Origin of the sequence: Mesorhizobium newzealandense (genome assembly GCF_042682145.1) — a bacterium.
GTDB lineage: Bacteria > Pseudomonadota > Alphaproteobacteria > Rhizobiales > Rhizobiaceae > Mesorhizobium > Mesorhizobium newzealandense.
Map to the genome: position 1 here is coordinate 411,990 of NZ_JBHUGZ010000002.1, position 20,418 is coordinate 432,407.

Annotated in this window: 23 protein-coding genes and 1 tRNA gene; 10 read left to right on the forward strand and 14 right to left on the reverse strand. The window is 63.0% G+C overall.

Going from position 1 to position 20,418, the window contains the following annotated elements; genetic code table 11:
- Nucleotides 1–219 precede the first annotated feature (219 nt).
- From ACFSOZ_RS06230 to ACFSOZ_RS06245, 4 genes are read left to right on the forward strand one after another with little or no spacing between them, the layout of a single operon-like run.
- Complete coding sequence (locus ACFSOZ_RS06230) at nucleotides 220–1,017, forward strand: ATP-binding cassette domain-containing protein (RefSeq protein WP_379094759.1); 798 nt, start codon at nucleotides 220–222, stop codon at nucleotides 1,015–1,017.
- A gap of 57 nt (nucleotides 1,018–1,074) precedes the next feature.
- Nucleotides 1,075–2,001, forward strand: coding sequence for a tonB-system energizer ExbB (gene exbB, locus ACFSOZ_RS06235; protein ID WP_379094762.1), 927 nt, complete (start codon nucleotides 1,075–1,077; stop codon nucleotides 1,999–2,001).
- Nucleotides 2,002–2,027: 26 nt separating this feature from the next.
- On the forward strand, nucleotides 2,028–2,495 hold the full coding sequence (gene exbD / locus ACFSOZ_RS06240) for a TonB system transport protein ExbD (RefSeq protein ID WP_379094765.1): 468 nt from the start codon (nucleotides 2,028–2,030) through the stop codon (nucleotides 2,493–2,495).
- Nucleotides 2,492–3,418 carry a TonB family protein gene (locus ACFSOZ_RS06245; RefSeq protein ID WP_379094768.1) on the forward strand — a complete coding sequence of 309 codons (927 nt, stop codon included), beginning with the start codon at nucleotides 2,492–2,494 and terminating at the stop codon, nucleotides 3,416–3,418. Before exbD ends, ACFSOZ_RS06245 begins: the two co-directional genes overlap by 4 nt.
- A gap of 160 nt (nucleotides 3,419–3,578) precedes the next feature.
- Here the strand turns inward: ACFSOZ_RS06245 and ACFSOZ_RS06250 are convergent, their stop codons facing one another.
- The 5 genes from ACFSOZ_RS06250 to ACFSOZ_RS06270 all read right to left on the reverse strand — a co-directional run bounded on the left by ACFSOZ_RS06250 (nucleotide 3,579) and on the right by ACFSOZ_RS06270 (nucleotide 6,224).
- Nucleotides 3,579–3,770: a hypothetical protein gene (locus ACFSOZ_RS06250; protein ID WP_379094771.1), complete on the reverse strand. Its 192-nt coding sequence runs from the start codon at nucleotides 3,768–3,770 to the stop codon at nucleotides 3,579–3,581.
- Nucleotides 3,771–4,019: 249 nt separating this feature from the next.
- Nucleotides 4,020–4,274, reverse strand: coding sequence for a hypothetical protein (locus tag ACFSOZ_RS06255; protein ID WP_379094774.1), 255 nt, complete (start codon nucleotides 4,272–4,274; stop codon nucleotides 4,020–4,022).
- Between the two features lie 4 nt (nucleotides 4,275–4,278).
- Nucleotides 4,279–4,530 (reverse strand): hypothetical protein, encoded by a 252-nt coding sequence (locus tag ACFSOZ_RS06260; RefSeq protein ID WP_379094777.1) that lies wholly within the window; start codon nucleotides 4,528–4,530, stop codon nucleotides 4,279–4,281.
- A 528-nt stretch (nucleotides 4,531–5,058) separates the two neighbouring features.
- The gene (locus ACFSOZ_RS06265; protein ID WP_379094780.1) at nucleotides 5,059–5,808 is read right to left on the reverse strand and encodes a helix-turn-helix domain-containing protein; all 750 of its coding nucleotides are present in this window, start codon (nucleotides 5,806–5,808) and stop codon (nucleotides 5,059–5,061) included.
- Nucleotides 5,809–6,148: 340 nt separating this feature from the next.
- Nucleotides 6,149–6,224 (reverse strand) — tRNA-Ala (locus tag ACFSOZ_RS06270).
- A gap of 161 nt (nucleotides 6,225–6,385) precedes the next feature.
- Here ACFSOZ_RS06270 and ACFSOZ_RS06275 point away from each other — a divergent pair.
- Nucleotides 6,386–6,676, forward strand: coding sequence for a YggT family protein (locus ACFSOZ_RS06275; protein WP_091576245.1), 291 nt, complete (start codon nucleotides 6,386–6,388; stop codon nucleotides 6,674–6,676).
- A 12-nt stretch (nucleotides 6,677–6,688) separates the two neighbouring features.
- Nucleotides 6,689–7,006 carry a DUF167 family protein gene (locus tag ACFSOZ_RS06280; RefSeq protein ID WP_379094783.1) on the forward strand — a complete coding sequence of 106 codons (318 nt, stop codon included), beginning with the start codon at nucleotides 6,689–6,691 and terminating at the stop codon, nucleotides 7,004–7,006.
- Between the two features lie 16 nt (nucleotides 7,007–7,022).
- Here the strand turns inward: ACFSOZ_RS06280 and ACFSOZ_RS06285 are convergent, their stop codons facing one another.
- Genes ACFSOZ_RS06285 through ACFSOZ_RS06295 form a run of 3 tightly spaced genes read right to left on the reverse strand, consistent with a single transcriptional unit; the run spans nucleotide 7,023 to nucleotide 9,791 of the window.
- Entirely contained in the window at nucleotides 7,023–7,904 is an 882-nt protein-coding gene (locus tag ACFSOZ_RS06285; RefSeq protein WP_379094786.1) for a MurR/RpiR family transcriptional regulator, read from the reverse strand.
- Nucleotides 7,905–7,914: 10 nt separating this feature from the next.
- Nucleotides 7,915–8,982: an ABC transporter ATP-binding protein gene (locus ACFSOZ_RS06290; protein WP_379094789.1), complete on the reverse strand. Its 1,068-nt coding sequence runs from the start codon at nucleotides 8,980–8,982 to the stop codon at nucleotides 7,915–7,917.
- A 2-nt stretch (nucleotides 8,983–8,984) separates the two neighbouring features.
- Nucleotides 8,985–9,791 carry an SDR family NAD(P)-dependent oxidoreductase gene (locus ACFSOZ_RS06295; RefSeq protein WP_379094792.1) on the reverse strand — a complete coding sequence of 269 codons (807 nt, stop codon included), beginning with the start codon at nucleotides 9,789–9,791 and terminating at the stop codon, nucleotides 8,985–8,987.
- A gap of 181 nt (nucleotides 9,792–9,972) precedes the next feature.
- Here ACFSOZ_RS06295 and ACFSOZ_RS06300 point away from each other — a divergent pair, with 181 nt between their 5' ends.
- From ACFSOZ_RS06300 to ACFSOZ_RS06315, 4 genes are all read left to right on the forward strand, one after another.
- The gene (locus tag ACFSOZ_RS06300) at nucleotides 9,973–11,205 is read left to right on the forward strand and encodes an ABC transporter substrate-binding protein (RefSeq protein WP_379094795.1); all 1,233 of its coding nucleotides are present in this window, start codon (nucleotides 9,973–9,975) and stop codon (nucleotides 11,203–11,205) included.
- 249 nt (nucleotides 11,206–11,454) lie between these two features.
- On the forward strand, nucleotides 11,455–12,324 hold the full coding sequence (locus ACFSOZ_RS06305; protein ID WP_379094798.1) for a carbohydrate ABC transporter permease: 870 nt from the start codon (nucleotides 11,455–11,457) through the stop codon (nucleotides 12,322–12,324).
- Nucleotides 12,321–13,145: a carbohydrate ABC transporter permease gene (locus ACFSOZ_RS06310; RefSeq protein WP_379094801.1), complete on the forward strand. Its 825-nt coding sequence runs from the start codon at nucleotides 12,321–12,323 to the stop codon at nucleotides 13,143–13,145. The genes ACFSOZ_RS06305 and ACFSOZ_RS06310 overlap by 4 nt, the downstream gene beginning before the upstream one ends.
- A gap of 87 nt (nucleotides 13,146–13,232) precedes the next feature.
- Complete coding sequence (locus tag ACFSOZ_RS06315; RefSeq protein WP_379094804.1) at nucleotides 13,233–14,708, forward strand: M81 family metallopeptidase; 1,476 nt, start codon at nucleotides 13,233–13,235, stop codon at nucleotides 14,706–14,708.
- 7 nt (nucleotides 14,709–14,715) lie between these two features.
- Here the strand turns inward: ACFSOZ_RS06315 and ACFSOZ_RS06320 are convergent, their stop codons facing one another.
- The 6 genes from ACFSOZ_RS06320 to ACFSOZ_RS06345 all read right to left on the reverse strand — a co-directional run bounded on the left by ACFSOZ_RS06320 (nucleotide 14,716) and on the right by ACFSOZ_RS06345 (nucleotide 20,266).
- On the reverse strand, nucleotides 14,716–16,770 hold the full coding sequence (locus ACFSOZ_RS06320; protein ID WP_379094807.1) for a M3 family metallopeptidase: 2,055 nt from the start codon (nucleotides 16,768–16,770) through the stop codon (nucleotides 14,716–14,718).
- A gap of 99 nt (nucleotides 16,771–16,869) precedes the next feature.
- Nucleotides 16,870–17,286 carry a nuclear transport factor 2 family protein gene (locus ACFSOZ_RS06325; protein ID WP_379094810.1) on the reverse strand — a complete coding sequence of 139 codons (417 nt, stop codon included), beginning with the start codon at nucleotides 17,284–17,286 and terminating at the stop codon, nucleotides 16,870–16,872.
- 90 nt (nucleotides 17,287–17,376) lie between these two features.
- Nucleotides 17,377–18,021 carry a carbonic anhydrase gene (locus tag ACFSOZ_RS06330; protein ID WP_379094813.1) on the reverse strand — a complete coding sequence of 215 codons (645 nt, stop codon included), beginning with the start codon at nucleotides 18,019–18,021 and terminating at the stop codon, nucleotides 17,377–17,379.
- A 304-nt stretch (nucleotides 18,022–18,325) separates the two neighbouring features.
- Nucleotides 18,326–19,099 (reverse strand): DUF429 domain-containing protein, encoded by a 774-nt coding sequence (locus ACFSOZ_RS06335; protein WP_379095003.1) that lies wholly within the window; start codon nucleotides 19,097–19,099, stop codon nucleotides 18,326–18,328.
- A gap of 17 nt (nucleotides 19,100–19,116) precedes the next feature.
- Entirely contained in the window at nucleotides 19,117–20,001 is an 885-nt protein-coding gene (gene pdxY / locus ACFSOZ_RS06340) for a pyridoxal kinase PdxY (RefSeq protein WP_379094816.1), read from the reverse strand.
- Nucleotides 20,002–20,014: 13 nt separating this feature from the next.
- Nucleotides 20,015–20,266 (reverse strand): hypothetical protein, encoded by a 252-nt coding sequence (locus ACFSOZ_RS06345; RefSeq protein WP_379094819.1) that lies wholly within the window; start codon nucleotides 20,264–20,266, stop codon nucleotides 20,015–20,017.
- Nucleotides 20,267–20,418 lie beyond the last annotated feature (152 nt).

The following is a 20,418-nucleotide window of genomic DNA, read 5'->3' on the forward strand; positions in this document are numbered from 1 at the left end:
TTGCATCAACCCGACGACACCAGATGCTGGGCGTGCAGCCGCCGGCAGATGCCGCCGGCGCGGATCCGAATTCGCGTCGATATGACGGTCGCGACGAATTGTTGATTGTTGCAGTCATCTTCAATGTTGACTAGTAGGTCATGTTTTATAGTCAACCCGGGCATCGGCCTGCCGAAACCAGAATCTGGAAATACGAGCGGCCGCACTGGAGAGAAGCCCATGACCGTGGCGGGAGTTGATGCCCAGACTGCCTTCCATATCGACGCGGTGCGCTTTGCCGTCGGCGAGCGGACGCTGCTCGGTCCGGTTTCGCTCGAACTGGAGCGCTCGCGCGTCTACGGGCTGATCGGCCATAACGGGTCGGGCAAGTCGACGCTGATCAAGCTGATGGCGCGCCAGCAACCGGCAAGCTCAGGCGCCATCACTTTCGCCAAGCGACCGCTGCTGCAATGGGGCGCCCGCGAACTCGCCCGTGCGCTGGCCTATCTGCCGCAGACGACGCCGGCGGCGACCGGTCTTACGGTGCGCGAACTGGCGACGCTCGGGCGCTATCCCTGGCATGGCGCGCTTGGCCGTTTCCGCGCGGAGGACAGGCAGCATGTCGACGAGGCGCTGGTCCTGACCGACATGGAGGGTTTCGCGGACAGGCTGGTGGACGAATTGTCCGGCGGCGAGCGCCAGCGCGCCTGGCTCGCCATGCTGGTGGCGCAGAACGCCGGCGTCATGCTGCTCGACGAGCCGATCTCGGCGCTCGACATCGCCCATCAGGTCGAGGTGCTCGGGCTGGTCAGGGATCTCAGCCGCAAACGCGACCTTTGCGTCGTCGTCGTGCTGCACGATCCCAACATGGCGGCGCGCTATTGCGACGAGCTGATCGCGCTGAAGGACGGCAAGCTGCTGACACGCGGCACGCCCGGCGAAATCATGCGCAGCGATGTGCTGAAAGGCATCTTCGGCGTGGAGATGGGCGTGTTCGCGCACCCCGTCACCGGCCAACCCGTCGGCTATGTGCAGTGACGAGATGTGGCGGGGAATAGAAGGCGGCTGGCCGCTGTGAGAACAAGGAAGAAGCTGTTGTCGAGAAATGGTTTGTTGGCGGCTTTGGTCGCATCCGTGATCCTGTCGGCCGGCAGTGCGACGGCCCAGGAGCAACCGACCGGTGCCGCGCCAGCCATGTCGGCACCCGCTGCTCCCGCCGCGCCGGCAGTCGCCCCGCTCGCGCAACAGCAACCCGGCACCCAGCCGAACACGACAGCGCCGGCCGAGGCCGGACCTTCGATGGCGATGGAACTGACCTTGCCGCATGATCTGTCGCCGTGGGGCATGTTCATGGCGGCCGATATCATCGTCAAGGCGGTGATGATCGGACTGGCCTTCGCCTCCCTCGTCACCTGGACGATATGGCTGGCCAAATCGCTTGAGATTTTCGCCGGCAAGCTGCGCATCCGTCGCGCCGTGCGGGCGATCGGCGATGCCGCCACGCTGAAGCAGGCCAGCCGTGCGCTCGACCGCAGCGGCGGCCCCGGCGCGCTGCTGGTGCGGGCGGCCGAGGAAGAGACCGCGCTTTCGACCGGTGCGCTCGATCATGTCTCGGGCGACGGGCTGAAGGAGAGGGTCACCTCGCGCCTGTCACGCATCGAGGCGGCGGCGTCGCGGCGCATGTCGCGCGGCACCGGCGTGCTGGCAACGATCGGCTCGACCGCGCCTTTCGTTGGCCTGTTCGGCACCGTCTGGGGCATCATGAACGCCTTCATCGGCATCTCGCAGGCGCAGACTACCAATCTCGCAGTGGTGGCGCCCGGTATCGCCGAGGCGCTGCTGGCCACGGCGATGGGCCTCGTCGCAGCGATACCGGCTGTCGTCATCTACAACGTCTTTGCCCGCTCGATAGCCGGCTACCGGCAGATCGTCGCCGATGCCTCGGCGGGCATCGAGCGGCTGGTCAGCCGTGATCTCGACTTCCGCACCGTCGCGCCGGCAACGGCGATGGCCGCGGAATGATGACGGCGGACTAGCGGAGCAACGCCATGGCAAGCAGAATCCGACAGACCATGGATGACGATCTCGAGGAAAGCCACGAGATCAATGTCACCCCGTTCATCGATGTCATTCTGGTGCTGCTGATCATCTTCATGGTCGCCGCACCGCTGGCGACGGTGGATGTCAATGTCGATCTGCCGGGCTCGACCGCAACGCCCGCGCCGCGGCCGGAAACACCGTTGTTCCTGACCCTGAAGGACGATCTGACGCTGGCGATCGGCAACGATACCGTACCACGCCCGATTTTTGCCGCGACGCTGGACGGCAGGACAAAGGGCGACAAACAGACGCGCATCTTCCTGCGCGCCGACAAGGTGGTCGCCTATGGCGACCTGATGGAGGCGATGAACCTGCTGCGCGGAGCGGGCTATCTGAAGATCGCGCTGGTCGGCCTGGAGACGGTTCCCGCGGCCGATGCTCCGGCGCCCGCCACCAGCGGAGCGGTGGCACCATGACGCCGGCGGCCGCCTTGCCCACAGCCGAGTTGTCGCGCTTCAGCTGGCGCGACCTTGGCTTGTGGGCGGGTGCGGCCGCGCTGGTCCTTGGAGGCCATGTCGCAGTCGCCTATGCCGTGCAGAATTTCAGCATGGTCAACGAAGCCGACGGCGGCCAGCCACCGGCCCAGGTGATCGAGATGGCGCCGATGGTGGTGATGCCGGCCGTCCAGGAACAGGTTGCCGCGCTGGACGCGGTGACATCAGATCAGACCGAGCCGACGCCCGAAGACCCGGTCGAGAAGGCGGAACCGGTTGTCGACCACCCGGAAGCCGTCCCACCCGACGAGACCGAACCCACCCGGACCGAGATGGCTCAACAGGTCGACCAGCCGCCGCCGGACGAGGTCGTCCCGGATATTGTCGAGGCTGTTGCGCCCGACGTGGTCATTCCTTTGCCGCAGTCGAAACCAGTCGAGCCGCCCAAGGACAAGAAACCGGTCGAAGCCAGGGCGAAGAAGCCTGTCGACAAGCCCAAGCCGCGGCCCAAGAAGGAGAAGGCGGCGCCGCCGAAGACGGCAAGTGTCGCCAGCGCCGATGCAAAGCCGGCTGTGAAGACGGCCGCGCCGAAGGCGGCGGAACCGACGTCGCGATCCGGCGACTCCAGCAAATGGGATTCCCGTCTGGGGGCCTGGATCAAGCGGCACACGCGCTATCCCAGTTCGGCCAAGGCTCGAGGCGTGGAAGGCAAACCGTATGTCGCCTTCACGGTCGACTCGTCCGGCCGGGTCCTGTCTGCCAGGCTCACCCGTTCCTCCGGGGATGCCGACCTCGACCGTGCGGCACTGGCCGTGCTGCAAGGCGCCACCGTGCCGGCACCGCCGCCGGAACTCGGCGCGCGCCAAAGCCGCACAGCGCCGTTCGTGTTCAGCCTACGCAACTAAGATCTGTTGATATTGAGGTGCGGCCGGCCTACGAACGGCTGATACCTGCGCTTCCGGTGCTCACGTACCCAAAAGTACGCTCCGCTCCGGTTCTCGGAACCCGCCATTCTCGGCTCGGCCTGACCAGAATCTGAACAGACCTTGGAGCAGACTCGGTCGATCAATAGCTCAGCGACTGGCACAGAGCCTCGACCTGTTCGATATAGAATCGGCATTTCGTGCGCAGGATGCTGAGGTTCGGATCATCGGCACCGTTGATCTCGATGGTCTGCATCATGAAATCGAAGTGAGCGTGAAAGGCATCCACAGCGCCCCAGAGACTGTCGGCCTGGCAGCTGTCGGCAATCGCCATCGAGACGAGCTGGCGGGCCTCGACCCGCGCGGCGTCAGGCGATGACGGTCGCCTGCAATCAAGGTGTCGAGCCGGCTGAAAAGGTTCTCCCTGGCGTCGACGCTCTTGATGTTGACGATCATATTCATCGCAAGGTCCCCTCGGGCAATTGCCGGAAAAAGTGCGCGGCGGTTTTCCGCCTGGAATTGCGTAAAAACAAACGGTTAGAGCGGGTTCGGCGATTCAATCAAACACTGAAACGCCTTGGGCCTATGCGACCGGATGCCGGTCCTGCGGGCAGGAAATGATCAAGGCCGGAATGGCGGTCGTATCGGTCGGCCTGCCCTTGATGATGTTGGCGACCTCGGCATCGGCCTGTTCGAACCAGTAGATCATGTCGGGGCGGCCAAGATCCGTGGCGGCCTTTTTCAGCAGCGGCAGCAGGCTTTGCAACGCGCACAGTGTCTCCCAGCGGTTTGGCCGGAAGGTCGAGCCTGCCACCGCGCATGCGGCTGACGATTGCATGCCGCTACGCTCTCCTCGCATGAGCGCGATGGTCTTTCGCCTGCGTCTTGGGGTGCAGAGGGTTGCCGCTGAGCTGCGCATGCCTGGCCGGCCGTGCGCCGCGAAGGACGTCGAAGGCTTCGGCATAGGCCATGCCCAGCAGATAGGAGATCATGGGAAAACGGCTTGCTTCGGCCATCTGCACGAGCTCATTGGTCATCGACGAAATGTATTGAAGGCTATCGATCTCGGACTGACGTAAGGATTGATTTGGCACGTGCTGCTCCTGTCTTCTGGTTGGCCTCAAGGAAGGCGTTACTGAACATACTGAGCCGACTAATTGATCGATTGGCCCGCCGAAGACGGGCTTGTTTGCGGGGTTGAGATGGTCAAGGCATAGATCGGGCGCCGACAAGCGAACCGCTCGCCGGCGCTGAACGATTTCAGCGCTTGTTGTAGTGCATGCCCTGCGAAAAGAAGACGGTCTGCGTGCCGGCGGCAATCGTCAGCTTCGGAGCGGTGTTCACTTTCTTGGCCATATTCATCCCTTTCCTGACCCCATCGGGATCCGCTGAAAGACCCCCAAAAACGGGATCCACGACAAGAAAGGTAAGGTCGAAAGAGTTAATGGTTTGTTAAAATTGCAGTAATTCTGTGCTCTAACGACGACCTGGTGAATTATATTTCCTGACGCTAAAGTGTAAAATATCGATTTTATTCAGATACGGAGTAGACAATCGTTGGCATACGCTCTTTCGGTATATTCTTATTCTTATTTAGCGTAAGCGGGCCCATGGCCAAGGGGTTAGCCCAGCCCGTCCCGGGTGAGGCCGACCACCAGCTGGTCGACATCAGGATCGTCGAGCCTGATGACATGCGCCATGCCGATGGCATCCCTGGGGCGGATGTTGGCTATGTCGCGCCGCATGATGACGGACACGAATGCCGGCCCGGCCTCCGTCAGAAGCATGGCCTTGCCTGTCAGCACCGGTTCGGAGATGGGAGCCCATTGCACGGAGATCAGCGACGGCTCGCCGGTCTGGCGGCGATTGATGCCGCTGAAATAGATCCAGTTCAGACGCGAGATCGCCACCCCATAGTGGTTGCCGCGCGCCCGCGCCCAGGTCGATCCCCGCCGTTCCGACCAGCCGGTGACCCTTCTGAAGGTGACCAACTCGGCTTCGCGCCGCACGAAGGTCACCGATCGCATCAAGAGATCAGGGCGGGCCGGGATCGAAAAATAGGTGAAATAGGTGCCTCCCGCGATCGATGGACTGGGAGGGCGGATCATCTGGTTGAACAGGCTCTCGGAAATCGGCGGCAGCCCGCGCCCCCTGGCTTCGGGCACGCCGGGATCCCGGTACAATTCGGCTTCGTCGATCCGGAAGTAGTCGCATATCAGCTTGGCAGTGGCCTTGTTCGGAACCGTCTGCCCTTGCAGGTAGCGTTCGAACTGCGTGCGGTTGATGCCCAACTCACGACATACCGCACTTACCGAGGCGTGATCCTTGCAGAGGCGTCTAAGGTTTGCAGCGAGATTCTCGCGAATTGACACGTCTTTGCTTCCGCAGGCGAATTTTCATTTCGATTCGAAAATCCATATAGCGTCTTCGGTCGCCCCCGCCGAAACGCCGTTGTCGCAACGCACAGAAAAAACTGATTTGGTAACGTCAATCTAATGGGGCAGCTTCCAAAGAAAATGGAAACAATCGCCGGGAGGCTTCGGTCATAAGTCCAATTGACAACAGTTTTAGCCGGATAACGCCAGACAAGGGCGCAGTATTGCGCCGCGGCCTTCGAAGGCGCGCTGGCACAACAAATATCGCCCGCAGGCGAGCCATGGCGAACGTCGCGCTTTCCTCTTGGCGTGGAGAGCAGAAAATCGATTATTCCACTGGTGGAGCTGAGGAGGATCGAACTCCTGACCTCGTCATTGCGAACGACGCGCTCTCCCAGCTGAGCTACAGCCCCGTCCAGCGGATGGGCGCATTTATCGGGCGCCGCGCTTTCCTGTCAAGGCGGCGTTTTGCCGAAATCCATGGTCGCCAGGCGTCGGGCCGGCGCGCGCGGGAAGGCGGCCCTTGCCGGTTTCGCCCGCAATGGCTACATGTCGGCAACAATCGGAGACCGGCATGATCGCCCTCATTCAAACAATCGTCATGGCGCTTGACCTCTACTGGTGGGTCATCATCGCCTCGGCGATCTTCTCCTGGCTCTACGCCTTCAACGTCGTCAACTCGCGCAATCAGTTCGTCGGCAGCATCGGCAACATGCTCTACCGGCTGACCGAGCCGGCGTTGCGGCCGATTCGCCGTTTCATGCCGGACCTTGGCGGCATCGACATTTCGCCGATCATCCTGCTGCTGATCCTGTTTTTCCTTCGGCAGTTCCTGCTGACCACCGTGCTGTCGCTGGTCGTCTGAGGCAGCCAACCTGTGAGCGCGCCGTTTTGCCCGCGCGAAAACGGTGTCGATCTGTTTGTGCGGCTGACGCCAAGGGCTGCGCTGGACAGGCTCGAAGGCGTCGAGACCGCGGCAGACGGGCGAAGCCACCTGAAGGCCCGCGTCCGCGCCGTGCCGGAAAACGGTGCCGCCAACAAAGCACTCGAAAAGTTGATCGCCAAGGCGCTGGGCGTGCCGGCGTCCGCCGTGTCGATTGTCGCCGGCGGCACCGCCCGGCTGAAGACCGTGCGCATTGTAGGCGATCCGGCGATGCTGGCGAAAGGCATCGAGGCGCTTGGCCTGCAGTCCTGATGCCTTCGATGCAGGTTCAATCCCCCAGCGGCAGGCGGGGATCGTCGACCTTCAACGTGTTCACGCTCTGCTTGATGCGGCGCAAATTTTCCAGAACCCTCGGTCCGCGCGTCTCGGCGACCGACGTGACGATCATGTCGACGATCGACAGCAGCGCATAGCGCGACGATGTCGGCTTGTAGATGTTGCCATCCTCGAGCGACTGGAAATGGATGACCGTGTCGGCCGCTTTGGCGAGTGCCGAGTCCGGCGAGGTGATGGCGATGGTGGTGGCGCCATATTGCTGGGCGACCTGCACCGCATCGATGACCGATCGCGCATAGCCGGAAACCGAAAAGGCGATCAGCGTGGTGTCTGTCGTGGCTACGGCGGCGTACATGCGTTGCAACTGTCCGTCGATCTGCGCCAGCACCGACACACCCAGCCTGAACAGCCGGTTCTGCATTTCGGTCGCCATCATCGACGAAATACCACCCGATCCGATGCACAGCACGTTGCCGGAAACGGCAATCCGCGCGGCGACGGCGACCAGCGTCGTCATGTCGAGGTTTTCGCTGGCGCGCTGGATGGCGGCAATCGCGGCTTCGGTGATGGCGGAAGCAATACGCTGTTCGCGGGCGTCGCGACTCAACGGCTCCGGCGACAGATACTGGCCGCCGATGGCGATGGCTTGCGCCAGATAGAATTTGAAATCGCGCAGGCCCTCGCAACCGAGGTTGCGGCAGAACCGGGTCACCGTCGGCTCGCTGACACCGACGCGCGCGGCAATTTCCGAAATCGCCGCCTTGGAGACGAGATCGAGGTCGGCAAGCACGAAGGCCGCCAGCTTGCGATCCGACTTCGTGCCGTCCTGCGACATCAGTTGCAGGCGCGTGATGATGTCGGTCGGCGTTTTCATATCCGTGTTTTCATACGGGCAGGCCCGTTGCCTTGTCGAACAGGTGGATGTTGCCGGGATCGACGCTCACCGGCAGCACGTCGCCCGGCCTGACCGGCACCCTGTCGCGGAACACGGCACGCACCGTATCGGTGCCGATGGCGCCATAGACATGGGTTTCGGAGCCGGTTGGCTCGACGACATCCACCTTGATGGCCATCGCGTCGACAGCCTCACCGATGACAAAATGCTCGGGCCGGATGCCGGCCTCCACCGCGCTGCCCGCCGGCACCTGTCTGCCGGCAAGCGCAAGCCGTCCGCCGCCGGCCGACTCGAACCAGGTTTTCTCTGGCGTTGCCTTGAGCGAACCGGACACAAAGCTCATCGACGGGGAGCCGAGGAAGCTGGCGACGAACTTGTTGGCCGGCCGGTCATAGAGCTCCAGCGGCGCGCCGACCTGCTGGATCTTGCCGAGGTTCATCACCACGATCCGGTCGGCCATGGTCATGGCTTCGATCTGGTCGTGGGTGACATAGACGATCGTCGATTTCAGCCGCTGGTGCAGCGCCTTGATCTCGACGCGCATCTGCACGCGCAATTGCGCGTCGAGGTTGGACAAGGGCTCGTCGAACAGGAACACCGACGGTTCGCGCACGATGGCGCGGCCCATGGCAACACGCTGGCGCTGGCCGCCCGACAGTTGGCGGGGATAGCGGTCGAGATAGGAAAAGAGATTGAGGACGCCGGACGCTTTCTTGACCTTTTCGTCTACCACTGCGCGCGCTTCGCCACGGATCTTCGGGCCAAAGCCGATATTGTCCGATGCCTTCAGATGCGGGAACAGCGCATAGGACTGGAACACCATGGCGATGTTGCGCTGCTGCGGCGGCAATCCGTTGGCGCGCACGCCGCCGATCATGAGGTCGCCGGAGGTGATCATCTCCAGCCCGGCCAGCATGCGCAGCAAGGTCGACTTGCCGCAGCCGGATGGCCCGACCAACACGACGAACTCGCCGCTCTTGATATCGAGGCTGACGTTCTCGAGGATCTTGTGCTGCCCGAAGGATTTCGACAGGTCGCGGAACTCGACGTCGGTCATGGTCACGCTCCCAGAATGTCGTCGATGAACGGCAGGCAACCGGCCGTCAGTCCCGCGTCCACCGGCATCACCACGCCTGTTACGCCCGATGCGCGATCGGACGCAAGGAAGGCGACGGCTTCGGCCACTTCCGAAGCGTTGACGATGCGGCCGAGCGGATAGAGCCGCTGCAGCTTGCCGAGGATTTCGGGATCCTTGGCCAAGCGATGATCCCAGGCGGCGGTGCGGATCGATCCGGGGCAGACGACATTGGCGCGCAAGCCGCTGCGGCCGAGCTCGACGGCGATCGCCTTGGCATAGGCGTTGATGCCGGCCTTGGCCGCCGCATAGGCGGGATTGCCGAAATGCGCGATGGCGTTGACCGAAGAGATGAAGACGACGCTGCCGGAGCCGCTGCCAGCCATCGCCTTGACCAGCGGATCAGCGAACGTCATCACGCCGGTCAGGTTGAGGTTGAGTTCCTGCTCGATCTTGTCGGAGGTGAGCGCGGAAAGCGTCTCGGCGCGTGTCCAGCCGGCATTGTTGATCAGAATGTCGGGCACGCCATCACTGTCGAGGATCGCGCCGATTGCCGCGTCTATCGTAGCCCGGTCGAGAAGGTCGAAGACGTGGCGGGAGGCAAGGTGCGGGCTCTTCAACGCTTCGCTGGACTGGTCGCAGCCGATGACCCTGGCGCCCCTTTGCGCCATCAGCGTCACGATGGCCGTGCCGAGACCGCCGCCGGCACCGGTCACCACGACAGTCTTGCCTTCGAACTCGGCCCTGCCTTCGAACTTGGCCCTGCCTTCGAACTTGGGTCGCGAAACCACCGTGCGTCATCCTTCGGGAGCTCTGACAGTCGCATCAGGCCTAGCCCACGAAATGTAATTAAGCAACAGAATAATCTGCTTGCAAGCCTTCAAATCATCGATAATGTAGGAAAGTCACATAAATCTTCTGCGCTGGTCGCGAAGAGGCGCGCAAGCGCGAAATCAAAATGGGAGACATCAAATGAGCCTTGCAAAATGGACTGTCGGCCTGATGGCCGGAATGAGCATGCTGGCATTTGCGGCGCAGGCAAATGCGGGCGAGGTGCGCGTCACCGTCGCCGAGTACAGCGCCAAGACTGGCCCTTATTTCGAAAGCGTCAAGAAGGAATTCGAGGCGGCCAACCCCGGCATCACCGTCAAGTTCGAAGTGGTGCCGTGGGAGGTGCTGCTGCAGAAGCTGACCACCGACATCACCGCGGGCACCAATGCCGATCTGTCGATCATAGGCACGCGCTGGCTGATCGACTTCGTCCAGCAGGATGTCGCCGAGCCGCTCGACAGCTACATCACCCCGGACTTCAAGGGCCGCTTCATCGACACCTTCCTGTCGCCCTCGATCATGGAGGGCAAGACCTACGGCCTGCCGATCGCGGCCTCGGCGCGCGCGCTGTACTACAACAAGGAGCTGTTCGAGAAGGCCGGCATCGCCAATCCGCCGGCCAACTGGACCGAGCTGCAGGAAGACGCGCGCAAGATCAAGGCGCTCGGGTCCGGCACCTTCGGTTTCGGCCTGCAGGGCAAGGAGATCGAGACCGACGTCTATTACTATTATGCGATGTGGTCCCAGGGCACCGAGATCCTCAACAAGGACGGCACCTCCGGCCTCGGCACGCCGGGCGCGCTTGAAGCCGCCAAGCTCTACAAGTCGATGATCGACGAAGGCCTGACCGAGCCCGGTGTCACCTCCAACAACCGCGAGGATGTGCAGAACCTGTTCAAGCAGGGCAAGGTCGGCATGATGATCACCGCACCCTTCCTGTCCAACCAGATCAAGGACGAGGCGCCGAGCCTGAAATATGGCGTGGCGGCCATTCCGGCCGGACCGACCGGTGCGCGGGGCACCTATGGCGTCACCGACTCCATCATCATGTTCAAGAATTCCAAGAACAAGGACGAGGCCTGGAAGCTGCTCGATTTCCTGTTCACCACCGAGCAGCGTGCCAAGTTCACGCAAGGCGAAGGCTTCCTGCCGGTGAACAAGGAAGAAGCCAAAATGGACTACTATGTGAACAACGCCGATCTGGCGGCGTTCACCGCGCTGCTGCCTGATGCCCGCTTCGCGCCGATCATCCCCGGCTGGGAAGAAGTCGCCCAGATCACCTCCGACGCCATGCAGAAGATCTATCTCGGCGGCGATCCCGAGGCAGGGTTGAAAGACGCGGCGGCCAAGGCCAACGCTGTGCTCAAGAAATAGGGCGTATCTCCCTGCGCCCGTGGCGCGCCCCATTCAGGCGGGGCGCGCCACACCTTGATTTCCACCTGGAGCCGGATGATTTCAGGTCGAATCGACCTGAAATCTGAATCCGCCTCTAAATCAAGAGATAGAGCATGATGTCGTCCGAAATCCGCTTCACACTTTTCGGCATCATGCTTTAGAGCGACCGATAGGGGCGTCGCTCAATCAGAACCTTCAGATCCACCGCGCCGAGGCGCAGGTCAGCCGATGCAAAATCGCTTCTTGCCCTATCTCCTGACCTTGCCCAGCCTGTTCCTGGCGGCTGTCGTCATCTTCTGGCCGGTGTGGGACCTGGTCCAGATCTCGACGCATGAAGTCAGCCGCTTCGGCCAGCTTCGCGAATTCAACGACTTTGCCAATTTCGCTAGCCTGCTTGCCGATCCCGATTTCATGGCCGCGCTCTGGCGCACCGGCCAGTGGACGGTGCTGGTCGTCGGCGGCGCGCTGCTGCTGTCAATCCCGGTGGCGATGATCCTCAACACCGATTTCTATGGCCGCGGCATTGCCCGTGTCATCATCATGCTGCCCTGGGCGGTGTCGCTGACCATGACCGCTGTGGTCTGGCGCTGGGCACTGAGCGGCGAAAGCGGCATGCTGAATTCGGCGCTGATCGGCCTCGGCCTCATCGATCACAACATCCAGTGGCTGGCGAGCGCCGAGACCGCCTTTCCGATGCAGGTGCTGATCGGCATCCTGGTGACGGTGCCGTTCACGACGACGATCTTCCTCGGCGGCCTGTCGTCGATCCCGGACGACCTCTACGAGGCGGCGGCGCTCGAAGGCGCGACACCGCTGCAGCAGTTCCGCGAGATCACCTTTCCGCTGCTGAAGCCGTTCATCAACATCGCCATCGTGCTCAACACAATCTACGTCTTCAATTCCTTCCCGATCATCTGGGTGATGACGCAGGGCGGGCCGGCCAATTCGACCGACATCCTGGTCACCCACCTCTACAAGCTGGCCTTTCGCATCGGCAAACTGGGCGAAGCATCGGCGGTGTCGCTGGTGATGTTCGCCATATTGCTGGTCTTCACCATGATCTATGTGCGGTTGGCAATGCGGGAGCAACGCGCATGACGAGTAAGCTGAGGCGTTCGATCATTGCATGGCTGCTGCTGGCGCCGCTGATCGTGGTGACGATCTTTCCCTTCGCGGTGATGTTCCTGACCGCGGTCAAGCCAAGGCAGGAAGTGTTGTCGCCAACCTGGTGGCCGAGTGAATTCCGCTGGTCGAATTTCTCCGACATGTGGGTGGCGACCGGCTTCGGCCGGGCACTGCTCAATTCGCTCTACGTGTCTGTCATCGCCACCGTCGGCGCCATCCTGATCTCGGTTCCGGCCGCCTATGCGATGTCGCGCTTCCGCTTTGCCGGCTACGGCGCCTTGCGCCAGTTTCTGCTGATCTCGCAGATGATCTCGCCGATCGTGCTGGTGCTTGGCCTGTTTCGGCTGATGGCGGCCTGGGGCCTGGTCGAGAGCACCACGGCGCTCGGCTTCATCTACATGGCCTTCAACGTCGCCTTCACGGTGTGGATGCTGCAGAGCTATTTCGACACCATCCCGCGCGATCTCGAAGAGGCGGCCTGGATGGAGGGTGCCGGCCGCTGGCTGACCCTGCGCAAGGTGTTCCTGCCGCTCTGCCTGCCGGCGATCGCGGTGACCGCGATCTTCACCTTCATCAATGCCTGGAACGAATTCGTCGTGGCGCTGACCATGCTGCGCAGCCAGGAAAGCTACACGCTGCCGATCCAGGTGTTTTCGCTGGTCGCCGGCCGCTACACCATCGAATGGCACCACGTCATGGCGGCGACGCTGCTGGCGACCCTGCCGGTGGCCATCCTGTTCATCTGGCTGCAGCGCTACCTCGTCAGGGGGCTGGCGCTCGGGGCGGTCAAGTAACCGCTCTATCTCTTTATTTTGACGCAATTCCGGACGGAAAACCGTTGCACACTTTTCCTGGAATTGCTCTAGGCCCACGGAGCTTTCATGCGCATCTTCACCGCCTCGCTGGCGACGGAAACCAACACCTTCTCGCCTGTGCCGACCGACCGGGCCTCGTTCGAGATGGCCTTCTATGCCGGACCCGGCAAACATCCGGAAACGCCGACGCTGTGCTCGTCGCCGATGGTCGCCCTGCGCCGGCGCGCGGCGGCCGAAGGCCTGACCGTCATCGAGGGTACCGCCACCTGGGCGGAGCCCGGCGGCCTGGTGCAGCGGCAGACCTATGAGGCGCTGCGCGACGAGATCCTCGGCCAGCTCAAGGCGGCACTGCCGGTCGACGCGGTCATCCTCGGCCTGCACGGCGCCATGGTGGCGCAAGGCTATGACGATTGCGAAGGCGACCTGCTCGAGCGGGTTCGCGAGATGGTCGGGCCGAAGGTCGTGATCGCGTCGGAATTCGATCCGCACAGCCATCTGACACCGAAACGTGTGGCGGCGTCAGACATCATGGCCTACTTCCTCGAATTCCCGCACACCGATTTCTACGAACGCGGTGAACATGTCGTCGCGCTTGGCCTCGCCGCGGCGCGTGGTGAGATCAAGCCTGTCATCTCGACCTTCGACTGCCGCATGATCCAGGTGCTGCCGACCAGCCGCGAGCCGATGCGCTCCTTCGTCGACCGCATCAAGGCGCTGCACGGCAAGGATGGCGTGCTGTCGATCTCGGTCATCCATGGCTTCATGGCGGCCGACGTGGCTGAAATGGGCACGCGCCTCCTGGTGGTCACCGACAACGACAAGGCCAAGGGCGATGCGCTGGCGGAGCAGCTGGGGCGGGAACTCTACGCGCTGCGCGAAAAGACGGCGATGACCATGCTGAGTGCCGCCGACGGCATCGATCGGGCGCTGGCTGTGCGCGCTGACAATCCGGGCAGGCCGGTGGTCATCGCCGACATCTGGGACAATCCGGGCGGCGGCGTGCCTGGCGACGGCACCGTCGTGCTGCGCCAGATGCTGGCGCGCGGCCTGAACAGTGTCGGTATGGCGACGATCTGGGATCCGATCGCAGTCACCTTCTGCCTGGCGGCAGGCGAGGGCGCCGTCATCGACCTGCGTTTCGGCGGCAAGGCAGGGCCGCAGGCCGGCGAGCCGATCGACGCGCGCGTGCGGGTGTTGAAGGCTGTTGCCGAGGGTTGGCAGAGTTTCGGACCAAGCCGGGTGACGCTCGGGCCAACAGCGCTGGTGCGCATCGAAGGCACCGAGGTCGACATCATCCTCAACACCAATCGCACGCAGACCTTCGAACCGGATATCTTTTCCAATATCGGCATCGATCCGATGAGCAAGGACGTGCTGCTGATCAAGTCGACCAATCATTTCTACGCCGGCTTCGAGCCGATCGCCGCCGAGATCATCTATGTCTCGGCGCCGAGTTCGTATCCGAGCAATCCGGCGGTGACCAATTACACCAAGCTGACGCGGCCGATCTGGCCGCGGGTGGCTGATCCGTGGAAGGTGTGAGGCTGGATTACACCAGCCCGCGCTTGACCATCATCGCGTCCGGCGAAGGCATCTTGCCACGGAAGGCCGTGTAGAGCTCTTCCGGGTCCTTCGAGCCACCGGCGGCGTAGATGTTCTTGCGCAGCCGCTCGGCCAGCGCCGGATTGAACGGGTCGCCCGTCTCCTCGAAGGCGGCGAAGGCGTCGGCGTCGAGCACTTCCGACCACATGTAGGAGTAATAGCCGGCCGAATAGCCGTCGCCGGAAAACACATGGCCGAAATGCGGGGTGCGATGGCGCATCGCGATGGTGTCCGGCATATCAAGCTTTTCAAGCGTTTCGGCTTCGAAACGAAGTGGCGCTTCAGGCGCATCCGGCCGCGCGTGATAGGCCATGTCGATCAGCGCCGAAGCGGTGAATTCGACCGTGGCGAAGCCGGCGCCGAAAGTCCGCGCAGCCAGCATCTTGTCGAGCAGCGCCTTCGGCATCGGTTTGCCGGTCTTCACATGCAGCGCATGCTTTTCCAGAACCGCCGGCACGGTCAGCCAGTGCTCGTAGAGCTGCGAGGGCAATTCGACGAAATCGCGGCTGACCGAAGTTCCCGAGACCGATGGCCAGGTGACGTCGGTCAGCATGCCGTGCAGGGCGTGGCCGAACTCGTGGAACAGCGTTTTTGCCTCATCGACGGACAGCAGAGCCGGCTCGCCCGCCGGTGGCTTGGCGAAGTTCATGACGTTGTAGATCACCGGCTTCGAGCCGTGGCCAAGCTTGTAGCCGGACTTGAGCGCGCTCATCCAGGCGCCGGAGCGCTTGGACGGCCGTGCGAAATAGTCGGCAAGGAACAGGCCGCGCTCGCTGCCGTCGGCATTTTTCACCACGAACACGCGCGCGTCGGGATGCCATATGGCAATGCCTTGCTTTTCCTCGAAAGTGATGCCGAACAGTTTGGTTGCCACGTCGAAGCAGGCTTCGATGATCCGGTCGAGCTGCAGGTAAGGCTTCAATTCGGCCTCGTCGAAGGCGAATTTTTCGGCGCGCAGTTTCTCCTGGTAGAAGCGCCAGTCCCAGGCGGCGAATTTTTCATTGCTGCCGGCTTCGGTCGCCAGCCGCTGCAGTTCGGTCTGGTCGGCGGCCGCCTTTTCCAGCGCCTTTTCCCAGACCGGATCAAGCAGTGCGTGCACTGCTTTCGGGGTCTTGGCCATGGTGTCGTCGAGCTTCAGGGCGGCGAAGGAGCCGTAGCCGAGCAGTTTTGCCTTTTCGGCGCGCAGCTTCAGCATGTCGCGCACAACGGATGAGTTGTCGGTGGCGCCGCCGTTCTGGCCGCGCATGGTGAAGGCGCGGAAAGCGATCTCGCGCAGGTCGCGGCGTTCGGAGAAGGTCGAGAACGGCTCGTAGATCGAGCGCGACAAGGTGACGGCATAGCGCCCCTTCTGGCCGCGCATCTCGGCGGCCTCGGCCATCGAGCTCTTCAAAAAATCCGGCAGACCGGCGAGGTCGGCTTCGTCGAGGAACAGCGCCCAGTCGCGCTCGTCGGCAAGGACATTCTGGCCGAAGGTCGTGCCAAGCGAAGACAAGTCCTCGCTGATCTTTGCCAGCCGCTTCTTGCCGTCGGCGTCAAGCTTGGCGCCGGAGCGAACAAACCCCTTCCAGGTCTTCTCCAGCACCCGCAGCGTCTCGGCGTCGAGTTTCAGGCTCTCGCGGCGCTGGTAGAGATCGTCGATGCGGGCAAACAGCCTCTCGTTCATCGAGATCGCCGAGAAATGCCTGGACATCTTTGGCGAGATGTCGCGCTCCAGCGCCTGGATCGTCTCATTAGTGTAGGCGCCGGCGCGGCACCAAAAGATCGACGAGACACGATCGAGCGCTTCGCCGCCGAGTTCCAGCGCCTGCAGCGTGTTTTCGACGGTCGGCGCATCCTTGTTGCCGGCGATCGCTTCGATTTCGGCTTCATGCGCCTTCAGTGCCGCGTCGAAGACCGGGGAGAAGTCGTCGTCGCCGATGCGGGTGAAATCGGGCAGGCTCAGCGGCCCTTGCCACGCGGTCAGCGGATGGGCGGCGAGGTCGACGGCTTTCGTGGAAGGCATGGACTGTCTTTCGAATGTTGGCAGCGAAGGAAAGGGCGGGTCACCCCGATGTAGGGCGCAGATTTGCCGCACGCAACCGTGCCGTCGTTCAGGATCGTGTCAGTAGCCGTCGCAATTTTCGGCGATCGCCGCTTGCGAGCTGGCGGTGATGCGGTTGTCGGTCACCGCGAAGGTTTCCTGCATCAGCATGTCGTTGTTGGGGAAGTCGTAGCAGGCGATCACCGTGGTGACGCCGCCTTCGCTCTTTTCGATCCGGTGCCGGATCTCCGCACCCGCGACGGCGCCTTGCCATTCGTCGATCGAGGCGATGAATTCCTGCTTGCTTTGCACGATGCCGAGGTCTTCCAGCTTTATGCGGACGTCATCGGCGAGCAGGTCGGACAGTTCGGTGCGGTCGGCGACCAGCAGTGCTGAATACCAGCGGCTGATGAGGGCGCCATCGTCGGCGCGGACAGGAATGATCGAAAACAGCAACGCTGCCGCGACGAAAGTGACCGAACGGCGATCTCCCATCATGCGCTGCCTCCATCTTCCCGTTTGACCGCGATCTTACCCGAAAAACCGGTTCCCACTTTTCGCCGCTGTCCTTCGGTTCGGAATCATCGTCTATGTCATCTCCGGCCGTTCGAAATCGCCGGTCTCCTTGTTCATCACCCAGAGTTCGCCGGTCGAGATGTCGAACCAGGCGCCGTGCAGCGACAGCCGCCCCTTGCCTTCGAGGATCGAGACGCAAGGAAAGGTCCGGAGATTGGCGATGGAATAGCGGATCGAAATACGCTCCAGCGCGGTCTGCCGCTCCGACGCCGTCATGAAGGTGCTGGAGGACACGGTCTCGGCCGCTGGCGCGATCAGGCTCATCCATTTGCCGATGAAGTCGCCTGGAGACAGCGGTGCGGAATTGGTGTCGAGCGCGGCGCGGATGCCGCCGCAGCGGCCATGGCCCATGACGACGATGTTTTTCACCTTGAGACTCTGCACGGCGAATTCGAGTGCGGCAGAGGTTGAATGGAACTCGCCGTCCGGCGCGTAGGGCGGCACCAGATTGCCGACATTGCGGAGCACGAACAGTTCGCCGGGCCCGGCGTCGAAGATCGCTTCGGGAGCCGCGCGGGAGTCGCAACAGGCGACGATCATCGTTTCTGGCGCCTGGCCTTCGCGGGCAAGCTCGCGATAGCGTCCGCTCTCGGTGAGATAGCGGCCGGTCATGAAATTGCGGTAGCCGGCGAGAAGGTGGTCGGGGAGATGAGGCATGGGCGGCGTCTGGAGCCTTTCCGGGTTGGATGCGGCAGCTCGTTGCGGTCTAGAGCGGTTCACCGTTTCACGGAAAAGCCGAACCGTTCTATCTGTTTGCTTCGACGCAATTCCGGACGGAAAACCGTTTCACACTTTTCCTGGAATTGCTCAAAAGAGGCTCTAACGGCAAAAGCCTGTTGCGGGCAATGCCGAATTGCAGATGGCTGCCCGGCAATCGCCGTGCAAGATGCGTGGCTGGACTTGTCTCTTGACGCAATTCCGGACGGAAAACCGTCTCGCACTTTCCTGGACTTGCCCAGGTTCACGCCCAGATGGCGACGGGGATCCCGAAACTGTCGCGGCCCGGCGGGTCGGGAAACGGCCGCGCTTCACCGCCGGCGATACGACCGGCAATCAGCATCATCGCCGCCGCGTCAAGAAAATCGTCGGCGGCGGCACCGCGCGGCGGCGCCTGATCGAGAAAGCCCATCTCATAGCCGTGCCGGTTTAGCAGCGCCTTGCGTTCCGTCATGCCGGCCGGATTGATGCTGCCCTTGATCTTCTTGGGCAACTGCATGGCCTGATCGCCGTTCAGCCGGCAGAAAGCGACTTCCGGATGCGATTCGAAGACGCGGCTGCGCAATTCGGGATGTGCGATCAACAAGGTGTCGATCTCGCGGATCTTCGAAAAGATACCAAATGCCTGGATCGAAACGCCGCGCGGCGGGTCGGATGTGGTCTTGGCCACCTCGCTTGCCCGGCGATGCGCGGCGTACCACGCTTCGATGGTGGTAAAGTCGTTGGTGTCGGCATAGAGCGCGGCGCGGGACGGGATCGAGAAGACGCTGGATTGTCGCTGCCCGAGCAGCGGCCGCACCAGCGCCTCCGGCCCGCGTCCGCCCTTTTGTGAAAACTCGGGCAGGCCGATCGGCATGTCGACAGCGATGACCGCGTCAGCCGGGAGCGATGCAAGCAGGGCGACGAAGCTCGCGAAGACATTGACGGAAGGTGCCATGCAGGAGCTACGAGGTGTCGAACCGGGATCGCGCCGCACGGCGATCCAGCCGGCCTTGCAGCCATCGACGCCGACAAGCATGGCGGCCGCGGCTGGAGTCACGCCCGGCGGTCCCGCCCCGGATGCGTGAGGTGGCGAAGCTGTACCATCGCCATCGGGTGCGACAGGCTCTGCGCATCGGTTTCGAGCTGCAGTTCGTCGCCGCCGCGCTTGGCGGTGCGCGCCAGGATCTCGTAGACCGCCGCCGTCGTCGACTGCAGCGCCTTGATCGGCGGCTGGCCGGAGAGGATGCGCGCCAGGTACACGGCCGCCGTCAGGTCGCCGAGACCATTCGGCGGCTTGTCGATCAGGCGGTGCTCGGCCAGCAGCACCTGGTTGCCGTCGAGCAGAAGATTGCCGGTGCCGCCGGTCATCATCGAGGGCGCCGAGGTGACCAGCATGGTCGATGGGCCGGCGTGGAGCGCCGCCGCGATCACTGATTTGAGGTCTGGCAAAGGGGCTCCGGCCATCCATTCCAGTTCGTAGCGGTTGGGCGTGGCGATATCGGCGATCGGCATCAGCCGGTCGCGCAGGGCAGCAGCAGTCGGTTCCGGCACATACAGGCCACCCGAATCGCCCATCACCGGATCGCAGATAAAGACGGCATCGGGCGTCCTAGCCTTCACCGCGGCAACCAGCGAGGCAACGGCCTCGGCCTGGCCGGCCTCGCCGAGATAGCCCGACAGCACGGCGCCGACCTCGCCCAGCCATGGCGCGCGCTCGAGATCGGCCATCAGCGCCTTGAACTGGTCGAGCGGCGGCACGATCCGCGTTGCCCGCCCATGGCCTGGATGCCAGGGCAGAACGACGGTGGGCACCGCCCATACCGGAAAGCCCAGCGTCTCCAGCGCAAAGACAGCGGCTCGGTTGCCGACCGAGCCGCGCGCGACATGGCTGGAAATGACGATGACCGCACGCGGCGCGTCGGTTTGTTCGGCGCTCATTGTTCGTTGATTCCTAACTGCCCCGGATGACGTAAAGCACGAGCCAGACCATCAGGCCCAGCGTCAGCAGCAGGCCGATTGTCCGGCCAATGCGCGTGCCCCAAATTTCGATCGGGTCGGCACGGTCGGCATCGGCCGCGGTGACGTGGTCGCGCACGCCTTTCGTGGTTCGCCCCACAAACGAATTGCCGGCCGGATCCGTCTCGTGCGCGATGCGTTCGAGGATACGGCGCGATTCCCTGTCGCTGTCCTGGCGTTCCGCCATGATGATGTCCCGTTTTGCCCGGACCTTATCGCGTTCGCGCGGCCAATCACAGGGCCTTGCGATTGCATGCGGCATGCCAGGTGGGCTGCGCGGCCGAGGCCGTTTTCTTGCGCGCCGATTGTGGTAATGCTTCGCATGCAACTTCTACCGAG